Raw genomic sequence first — 10,097 nt, 5'->3', positions numbered from 1 at the left:
GAAAGCGCGGAGGCAACTGAAAAAGTAAAAATCAACTTTATCAGTACCTTTGATTTGACTAGCAATGGCTTCACTCGTTGCTAGACTGATACGAAAAACTCACTCGTATCAAGCTTTTCAAAATAGGCAACGGTTACGCACGTTGCTTAAAGGACACCAAAAAAGTTAAAAACCAAACTTTTTCAGTGCCCTTGAAAAGCGAGTGGCTGAAGCGCAATGGAACGAACCTGTGACAGCCACTTATTTATAGAGTAAAATTTCATCGTTTTTTTCCATTTAGAGGAGGGGGTTCTCCCAGCCTCTTCAAATACCTATACTTCCATAATTATTGGTAAAATCATCGGTCTTCTCTTCGTTTTTTCAAACAAGAAGCGACTTAATCCTTCTCTGACATTACTCTTTAAAGAAGCCCATTCATTTACATTTTCACTTACGCATTTTGTTAAAATAGACGTAACTAATTCATTCGCATCATCTAATAGCTTTTCTGATTCTCGTACATAGACAAAGCCTCGTGAGATGATATTGGGTCCTGAGATGAATTCTCCTGTCTTTTTGTTAAGTGTAACAACAACGACTAAAATACCATCTTTTGATAATAAACGTCGGTCACGTAAGACAATATTTCCTACATCACCAACCCCAAGACCATCAATTAAAACGTGCCCAGAAGGAACCTTACCTGCTACTCTTGCTTGACCATTAACGAATTCGACAACTTCTCCTTTATCAACAAGAAAAATATTGTCAGCGTTCATACCAACTGTCATGGCAAGCTCTTTGTGCGCATGCTGCATTCGGTACTCACCATGAATAGGGACAAAGTATGTTGGTCGCATTAAATTGAGCATTAGCTTCAACTCATCTTGACTCCCATGTCCTGAAGCATGAACCTTCGCTTGTCCATAGACAACCTCAGCACCAATTCGATGAAGCTTATCGATAATGGCGGAAACTGATTTCTCATTTCCAGGAATGGCAGAAGCGGCAATAATAATCGTATCTGTCACTTTAATCGTTATTTGACGATGCGCTCCTTTAACCATTCGCGTCAGGGCAGACATTGGCTCACCTTGACTTCCTGTTGTTAAAATGGCCACTTGCTCATCACGATACGTATTTACATCTTCTACTTCAATAATTAACCCCTTTGGAATGTCTAGATAACCAAGCTTAGCAGCGATCTTAACCACTTTCAGCATACTTCTGCCAACTACCGCTACCTTACGCTTTGTCGTTACAGCAGCTTGAAGTACTTGCTGAATTCTGTGTACATTTGAAGCAAAGGTAGTGACAATAATTCGCCCTTCAGCTTGATCAAATACCTCTGCTATTCCTTGTCCAACTTCAGTTTCTGACTTCGTTGTACCAGGGCGTTCTGCGTTTGTACTATCAGACAATAAACATAAGACTCCATTTTGACCAATTGTTGCCATTTTACCAATTTCAGCATGCTTCCCATCTACAGGTGTTTGATCAAATTTAAAATCCCCTGTATGTACAATAGACCCTTGAGTCGTTTCTACACATATTCCAACAGAGTCAGGAATGCTGTGATTTGTTCGGAAGAAAGACACAGCCGTTGAACCAATTGTTAAGATTGAATTGTGATCAACCAAATTCAATGTGACATCCTTTAAGATTCCTGCTTCTTTTAATTTCTCTTCTACTAACCCTAATGTTAGTTTTGTCGCAAAAACAGGGACATTTATTTTCTTTAGCACATAAGAAAGCCCACCGATATGGTCTTCATGCCCATGTGTCAAAATGATTGCTTTTACTCGGTCTTCATTTTCTACAAGATAAGAAACGTCTGGAATGACGATATCTACACCTAGCATGTCATCATCAGGAAACATCAGGCCTGCATCGATGACTAAAATATCTTCGTCTACTTCAACAACATACATGTTTTTACCTATTTCACCGACTCCTCCTAAGGCAAATACACGCACTTTTTCATTATTTTCTTTTGTCAATGAATGTTCCTCCTACATCAATACTCTATATTAAAATAACTTGTTTAGAAAACACACAACTTCTAAAATGACTTCAATGAATAGCTGTATATGAGAATTCCCGAGTTTCCGCCAATCATTAACCGAACATACGTACTGTGTGAATGCAATAAATACATGAAGGCATACTTATACCCACTCAGCTCATCCATTACATTGATTCCATTTTTACCCGAACAAATCATCTATCCATAGTATACATGAAAAGCAAATTAAAACACAAGACTGTCTTTCCTCGATTAACAATAATAAACATTCATAATAACGTTCATTCATAGAATCATCACAATAAGAACAGTCCAACAGCACGTTCGGCTACATCGCTGAACGTGCTGTTACTTAACCATTATTAATTTGTCTTATCTGTTGATCGATTAATTCTTTTTCCACTTTTGTAATGGAAGCTAGCGGTAACCTAACTGAACCAACGTTAAAATGCAATTGAGAAATAGCATATTTCACACATACAGGATTAGGTGCAATAAATAATGCTTTCATAATAGGTAACAGCTGGCGATGTAATTGAGCTGCTTCTACAACGTTTCCATTTAAATAAGCGTTTATCATATTTTGTATCTCTTTGCCGATAAGATGCGCAGCTACAGAGACTACACCTTTCGCGCCAATTGCTAATGACGGCAAGGCTTGAGAATCATCACCTGTATAGACTTGAAAATGGTCATCTGTATTTTCAATAATTGTAGCCATTAGTTCTAGATCTCCGCTAGATTCCTTAATTGCTTGAATGTTCTCAATCTTCGACAAAGATATCGTTGTGCTAGCATCAATCTGACTTCCTGTTCGACTTGGAATATTATAGAGCATGATTGGTAAATGGGTTGCTTGAGCAATGGCTTTGAAGTGTTCATATATACCTAGTTGTGAGGGTTTATTGTAGTAAGGAGAAACGAGTAAGATTCCGTCTACACCGAGCTTCGTAGCCACTTCTGTAAGATGAATGGATGCTCGAGTATTATTTGTTCCAGTTCCAGCGATAATAGGAACTCTTTTCTGTGTGTAATCTACAGCTAATTTAAATAAGCTAACTTTTTCATCATAGGTCAATGTAGGTGACTCACCTGTCGTACCAGCTAGAATAATAGCATCACTACCATTAGCAATCAAATGATCCAATAGCTTTTTCGTTTGTTCATAATCAACCTTTCCTTCGCTATTAAAAGGAGTTACCATTGCAGTTATGACTTTTCCGATCTTCATCATTCTTCAACTCCTTGTTGGTGTTCCAATTGATCAAGTTGAAAGATACGATGTAACGCATTAACGGCACGGGTTAAATCCTTTTCTTTTACGAGTACCCAAATCGTTGTATGTGAATCTGCTGATTGAAGAATTTGAATATTTTCTTGGGATAGAGCACTAACAATTTGTGCCGTTACACCCGGAACCCCTGCCATCCCAGCACCTACAGCAGATACTTTCGCACAGTATCGCACCACATCAGGTGTATAGCCGACTTTCGCTAATTCAGAAATGGCCCTGTCGACTTCCTGTTCACTAACTGTATAAACAACTCCATGAGGATTCATATTTATAAAATCGATACTAATTTGTGCTTTGGCCATTGTCTTAAAAACGATTTCTTGAAAATCAAATTCACCATCTTTAGAAGATACCTTTAATTGCGACACACCATTACGATGGGCAATTCCAGTAATTAAGCGATCACGGATTTGTTGTTTCGTTGTAACTGTCGTCCCTTTTTGTTTGGAATACGTTGAACGAATATGGATCGGAACTTGTGCTTGCATAGCAATTTCGACAGCGCGAGGGTGAATGACTTTGGCACCTTGGTAAGCTAAGTTAGACAGTTCCTCGTACGTAATAGCATGTAAAGGCTTTGCTTCCTGTACAACCTTAGGATCAGCAGTCATAATTCCTTCTACATCTGAGAAGATATCAACCCACTCGGCTTTCACAGCAGCGCCGAGTGCCGTAGCTGAAGTATCACTACCTCCTCGACCAAGTGTCGCAATGTCTCCATCGACTGTTGTTCCTTGAAAACCAGCAACGACAACAACATCTACGAGTTCAAACTGTTTGATAAGATTATCACAATCCATTGTCATAATCTTAGCATTTGTAAATTCATCATTTGTCTGAAAGCCCGCTTTTGCACCAGAAAAAGCCGTTGCCTTTATATTTAATGATCGTAATAAATCAGTAAAGACGACCGCCGAGATTAATTCACCACACGAAACAAGTAAATCTTGTTCGCGTGGTAATAATCTTTTTGTGTCAATTAAATTTAAAAGGGTGTCAGTTGCATAAGGTTCACCTTTTCTTCCCATAGCAGAAACAACGACAATCACTTTAAAGCCTTTATTAACAGCCTCACTAACATGGTCTGCTGCTAACTGGCGACTAGATAAATCTCGGACAGACGTGCCACCGAACTTTTGGACGATGACTTTCATGATACACCTTCTTTTTTATTTTAGAAGATTAAGCTTCACGAGACTTTCAGCAATTTGAACAGAATTCCATGCTGCCCCTTTAAGGAGGTTATCAGAAACAATCCACATGTGATAGCCGTTATCACGATCTAAATCTTTACGAATACGCCCAACAAAGACATCGTTTTTACCGACACACTCTGAAGCTAATGGATATACTTGATTACTAGGATCATCTTGTAATGTGACGCCAGGAGACTTTTCAAGCAATTCCTTTACTTCCTGAACGGTTGCTCCAGCTTTTTCTGTTTCGATGTAAACTGATTCTGAATGCCCTGTTTCAACAGGAAGGCGCACACATGTTGCAGCGACTTCAAGCTCTGCCATATGCATAATTTTTTTCGTTTCATTCATCATTTTCATTTCTTCAAATGTGTATCCATTATCTTGGAATAGATCAATTTGTGGAATCGCATTAAACGCAATTTGATAATGTTTCTTATCTCCACCTACAGGTAAAATCTCAGGAGTAACATCTTTTCCTTCTAAAATATCTTTAGTTTGTTGTTTCATTTCTTCAATCGCTTCAAGACCAGCACCTGATACAGCTTGATATGTTGAAACGATCACCTTAGTTAAGCCATACTTTTGACGTAACGGCTCAAGTGCTACGACCATTTGAATCGTTGAACAGTTTGGATTTGCAATAATACCATTATGTTCTTTTAGATCTTCTTCATTTACTTCTGGGACAACCAATGGCACTTCTGGATCCATACGAAATGCACTCGTATTGTCAACGACAATCGCACCTCTTTTTACCGCTTCAGGAGCGAGAGCTTTGGAAACAGATCCCCCTGCACTAAATAAAGCGATTTGCACACCTTCAAATGACTCAGGAATTGCCTCTTCTACAGTATATTCTTGACCTTTAAAAGTCATTACTTTCCCCGCAGAACGTTTAGAAGAAAGCAGCTTTAAGCTTCCGATCGGAAAGTCTCTCTCCTCTAACGTTTTAAGCATTTGTTGACCTACCGCACCTGTTGCACCAACAACAGCTACATGAAATTGATTTGACATTTGTGTAATCTCCCTTCACTACGACAATTTAATAACGAATAGATGGAATGATTATAGCATATCCAAGACAAGTTCGTTTCAATTTTTTCTCCTATTAAACTGTAAGGGATAGTTAGCTTTTGTGCAACACCGCAATTTGCTTAATCTTTGAACTTTTCGATTAAGACAGGTTGATATTGCTTCCCAGCTATAGCAGACTCAACAGTATCAACTAATGCTTCCATTCTTGCGACTAGAGAGTTAGGCTTATTCGTAGGATCATCCTGACCAAAAGGAATAAAATAAATATTTTTTGTTGCCATTAATCGCATAATATTGACTCCATTTAATCCTAATGCATCATTTGTAGATATGCCAAGAACGACTGGCCTCCCACTTCTAAGCGTAGCCTTCGCTCCCATTAAAACAGGCCCATCTGTCTGTGCATTAGCGAGCTTACTCGTTGAATTCCCTGTTATTGGAGCAATGACCATACAATCAAGAGGTGTTTTCGGACCAAATGGTTCAGCTTTTACAATAGAGTCGACTAATGACTGTCCGGTTAAGTCTTGAATTTTATTTAACCAATATCCACTTGTACCGAATTTCGTATCCGTTGTCTGGACATTGTGTGATACGAAAGGAGTTACCTTTGCACCTAGCTGTTTCAATTTCTCAATTTGAGGAACAACCTCTTCATACGTACAATGTGATGCCGATATTCCAAAACCAATGTGCTTACCTTCTAATCCCATTTATTATCCTCCTTCAACCCTTAATCCTCCGCTAACAAATCCGCTAAAACAGCAGCAAGAATTTGACCAGCTGTTTTAGGAGCGACAATGCCAGGCAAGCCTGGAGCAAGCAGTGCTTTTATTCCACGCTTCTCGGCAAACCTAAAATCAGTTCCCCCTGGTTTTGATGCAAGATCAATGATGAGAGCATGTAGCTTCATCCCCGTTAATACTTTTGCCGTTAGAATCATACTTGGAACGGTATTAATCACAATGTCAACATCCTTGACATGTTCAACGATTTGATTCGTATGAAAAGGTTCCATTCCCATTTCTGTAATTCTTGCAATTTGTGCAGGGTCATTCGCTCCGACTTTCACATTAGCTCCTAATGCCGCAAATGTTCGTGCTAACGACATACCGATTCTCCCTAACCCAAGAACAGCAACGTTAGAGCGATGCACAGTCATATCCGTATGCTGAATGGCCATCATGACAGTTCCTTCTGCAGTTGGGATCGAATTGTATATAGCTACATCGTCCCGTTCCATTAGCTTTACTAATGACCTATCACATGAAGTCACAATTGAATCTAATGATTCATTGCTTATTCCTGTGTAAATAACACAATGCTCAGGTGTTTCAAGTAAAAATTCTTCTTTAAATATGATCGGTTCGTTCGAGAAAATCGTATCTATATGTCCATCTACACTCATACCACTTACCGGCAAAATAATCGCATCCGTTTTTGACCAATCAACGTGTTCAATTGCTTCTTTAGTCGCACCAATATACCCATCATTCAATTGATCAAACCCGACTAAAGTTAATTGCGCATCTAAACTTGATAACTTGTGAATAATTTCAATTTGACGAGCGTCTCCACCGAGCAGAACAATATGTTTATTTGTTAGCATGAAAACTCTGTTCTCCTTTCACAAACAACACTTCTCTATACGCATCTTTCACACAAACCAAACGTAAGGCGAGAACAACACCGATACACCACATCATATGAACTAATGGAATAATAGGTGAATGAATAGAAGATGAGCAAATTAAGAAAATCGCTCAAATTTTTCGTAAGAGCGACCAATCATCAACAATGTATCTATTGTATTTTTTCTTTTTTTTAAAAACAAAAAAACCCGCCAATATGGCGAGCATTTATGACTAAGGCTACATCATCTCATCTGAACTTGGTTCTAATTCAATAATGATCATATCTTCACCTATTTTTTTAATTTGATTCCAATAAACGGTATACTCTTTATCCTTTTTTCCGAATCCAAACCATTTCATCGTTGGAATAATAAAAGCTTGTATTTCTCCTGTCTCTTCATCAATTTGTAAATCAGTTTGCCCTAATATACCTAAACGTTCGCCTTTTTGAAAGTCAATGATTTCTTTATTGCTAATTTCGCTTAATCTCATTTCCATCCCCCTTATCAATGTTTTGTACACCATATGAACGATGAAACAAAAAAAGACCAGCCCTTTCAGCAATGTGTGCAACCATTGTCTTTTTTAAAAAATTTGACACGAGTAGGTTTCTCGTATCAAGCGAGCAACGGATGGAGCCATCGCTCTTCTTTTCAAGGAACTATTGAAATATGTTAGGGATCGACTCATTTTGTTGAATGAGTGAAACCGATGGTTTTTTTGTTAAAATCGTTGATGCTAATTGATTGACCGTATTTAATTCTACTCGATCAATCTCTTTAATCATTTCATCTAGTGAACGATGTTGTTTTAATAATAATTCGTTCTTCCCATTACGACTCATTCTACTATTTGTGCTTTCCAAGCTTAGCATGATGTTTCCTTTTAATTGCTCTTTGCCATATTTCAGTTCTTGTTCAGATAGTCCTTTCTCCGCAAGCTCTGATATCGTAAACTGAATTGCTTCCGCTAAATCATTTAATTGCTGATGACCCGTTCCAGCATAAACAGTTAATAATCCGCTATCACAATACGAAGAATGATATGAGAATACAGAGTAACATAGCCCTCTCTTCTCTCTAATTTCTTGAAATAATCGACTACTCATACTTCCGCCTAAGTAATTATTTAACACAATCAAACTGTACACATCATCGTGCCCAATTGGTAAGCCTGGATACCCAAGACAAATATGAGCTTGCTCTGTATCCTTTTGGCGAACAACATGGTTAGGTGAAAAGGTCGGATCGTTTAATATAGGCTTATTAGGTGTTTTTTTAACCTTTGCAAATGTATTCGTTAATTGTTCCATTAAATCATCAGTAAGATTTCCTGCTACTGATATGACAACATAATCCCCAGTGTAATATTGATTCATGTAATCTCTTAAATGACTTTCCTTGAATTCGCTCAATGTTTGGACCGTTCCTAAAATCGGATATCCTAATGAATGATTCCCATAGCTTGCTTCACTTAACAAATCATGCACAATATCATCTGGAGTATCATCAACCATCTTAATTTCTTCAAAGACAACATTCTTTTCTTTTACTAGTTCATCCTCTGCAAAGACGGAATGAAAAAACATATCGGAGAGTACATCAACCGCTACCTTCGAATGTGTATCCAAAACTTTTGCATAATAACACGTATATTCCTTTGACGTAAAGGCATTGACTTGACCACCTATACGATCAAATTCTTCTGCAATATCTGCAGCTGACCTTGTCTTCGTACCTTTAAACAGCATATGTTCAATAAAATGGGAAATTCCATTTTCATTTTCCTCTTCGAACCTGGACCCTGTACCTACCCATATTCCAATTGAAATAGAACGGACAGAAGGAATATGCTCAGATACAATACGAACACCGTTGTCTAATTTAATTGTCTTGACCATTCGTGCTCCTCCTATTTTCGTCAAACGTATTTAGTAACACTCTTTTTTCTGATAGTAATTCTGAAACCGTACCTACTTTAAATCCTTTTTCTTCACTATTTAATATCAGCTGCTCTAAGCCTCCAGCAGCTGATTCAGTTGGATGCATGAGTACCATCGCACCAGGGTGCAGCTTATTCGTTACCCGTTGTACCATTTCGTCCACTGATGGATTTCGCCAATCAATGGTATCAACTGACCACATAACGGTTTTCATCCCAAAATGTTCTGCACGATCAACGACTGCTTGATTATAACTTCCGCTCGGTGGAGCAAACCATTTCGGCGTCACTTCTAATGCCGCTTCTATGGCTTTATTTGTTCTTTCTAATTCTTCATCTACCCGTTCTTTCGTCAATTTACTCATATCAGGATGAGAATACGCATGATTTCCGATTTCATGCCCTTCTTCAATAAGCATTTTGGCTAATTGCGGATTTTTCTTAACCCATGAGCCGTCTAAGAAAAACGTTACATGAATATTATGTTTTTTTAACGTTTTCAGTATGTCTGGAATGTATTCATTCCCCCAAGCTACATTAATAAGAAAAGCAACCATCTGTTTTTCTTCGTTCCCCTTATAAATTGCAGCAGGTGGCAGATCGTCTAAATGAATCGACGGAGCTACTTCTTCGAAAACAATTTTGCGCTCATCAAATTGCATGTCTCCCTTTACTCTTTCATAAGTAGCATCTATATCAACTCGTATTCCATTATACCCCGGTACTGCTTTCCAAACTCGATCAATTCGTGCATCTATAGCAGGCTCTTCATATTCCTTTGCACTAACCATAATTTGTTTGTACAGTGGATCTTGTTCATTTAAAACTGCTTCACTTTCATATTTCAAGGTATGCAAATAATGAGTTGAGAATGGATTTTGAACGAAACTAAATGATATCAAAACAACTATTGCAAATGTGCAAATATGAATGAACTTTTTCCCCATATCCTATGCCTCCTCTCATCCGATTTTATGCAAGAGAGGGAC

The 10,097-nt window shown here is 38.1% G+C and carries 9 protein-coding genes; all 9 read right to left on the bottom strand.

What is annotated here, in order from left to right; all coding sequences use genetic code 11:
* Nucleotides 1–311 precede the first annotated feature (311 nt).
* Complete coding sequence (locus JCM9152_RS02985) at nucleotides 312–1,979, bottom strand: ribonuclease J (protein WP_035340696.1); 1,668 nt, start codon at nucleotides 1,977–1,979, stop codon at nucleotides 312–314.
* Between the two features lie 378 nt (nucleotides 1,980–2,357).
* Nucleotides 2,358–3,239: a 4-hydroxy-tetrahydrodipicolinate synthase gene (gene dapA, locus JCM9152_RS02980; protein WP_369384509.1), complete on the bottom strand. Its 882-nt coding sequence runs from the start codon at nucleotides 3,237–3,239 to the stop codon at nucleotides 2,358–2,360.
* Nucleotides 3,236–4,453, bottom strand: a complete 1,218-nt coding sequence (gene dapG / locus JCM9152_RS02975) for an aspartate kinase (protein ID WP_035340690.1) — start codon at nucleotides 4,451–4,453, stop codon at nucleotides 3,236–3,238. The genes dapA and dapG overlap by 4 nt, the downstream gene beginning before the upstream one ends.
* Nucleotides 4,454–4,468: 15 nt before the next feature.
* The gene (gene asd, locus JCM9152_RS02970) at nucleotides 4,469–5,512 is read right to left on the bottom strand and encodes an aspartate-semialdehyde dehydrogenase (RefSeq protein WP_035340688.1); all 1,044 of its coding nucleotides are present in this window, start codon (nucleotides 5,510–5,512) and stop codon (nucleotides 4,469–4,471) included.
* A 140-nt stretch (nucleotides 5,513–5,652) separates the two neighbouring features.
* The gene (locus tag JCM9152_RS02965) at nucleotides 5,653–6,246 is read right to left on the bottom strand and encodes a dipicolinate synthase subunit B (RefSeq protein WP_035340685.1); all 594 of its coding nucleotides are present in this window, start codon (nucleotides 6,244–6,246) and stop codon (nucleotides 5,653–5,655) included.
* Between the two features lie 20 nt (nucleotides 6,247–6,266).
* Nucleotides 6,267–7,142, bottom strand: coding sequence for a dipicolinic acid synthetase subunit A (gene dpaA, locus JCM9152_RS02960; protein ID WP_035340684.1), 876 nt, complete (start codon nucleotides 7,140–7,142; stop codon nucleotides 6,267–6,269).
* Nucleotides 7,143–7,404: 262 nt separating this feature from the next.
* A complete protein-coding gene (locus tag JCM9152_RS02955) occupies nucleotides 7,405–7,659 on the bottom strand; it encodes a YlmC/YmxH family sporulation protein (RefSeq protein WP_035340682.1) in 255 nt (84 codons plus the stop codon).
* A 169-nt stretch (nucleotides 7,660–7,828) separates the two neighbouring features.
* Nucleotides 7,829–9,067, bottom strand: a complete 1,239-nt coding sequence (locus JCM9152_RS02950; RefSeq protein WP_035340680.1) for a M16 family metallopeptidase — start codon at nucleotides 9,065–9,067, stop codon at nucleotides 7,829–7,831.
* Nucleotides 9,051–10,055 carry a polysaccharide deacetylase family protein gene (locus JCM9152_RS02945; RefSeq protein WP_035340677.1) on the bottom strand — a complete coding sequence of 335 codons (1,005 nt, stop codon included), beginning with the start codon at nucleotides 10,053–10,055 and terminating at the stop codon, nucleotides 9,051–9,053. Before JCM9152_RS02945 ends, JCM9152_RS02950 begins: the two co-directional genes overlap by 17 nt.
* Between the last annotated feature and the right edge of the window lie 42 nt (nucleotides 10,056–10,097).

The organism is Halalkalibacter hemicellulosilyticusJCM 9152, assembly GCF_000513115.1.
GTDB lineage: Bacteria > Bacillota > Bacilli > Bacillales > Bacillaceae_D > Halalkalibacter > Halalkalibacter hemicellulosilyticus.
The sequence above is the reverse complement of the archived record's forward strand: the minus strand, read 5'-3'. Positions and strand labels throughout refer to the sequence as shown.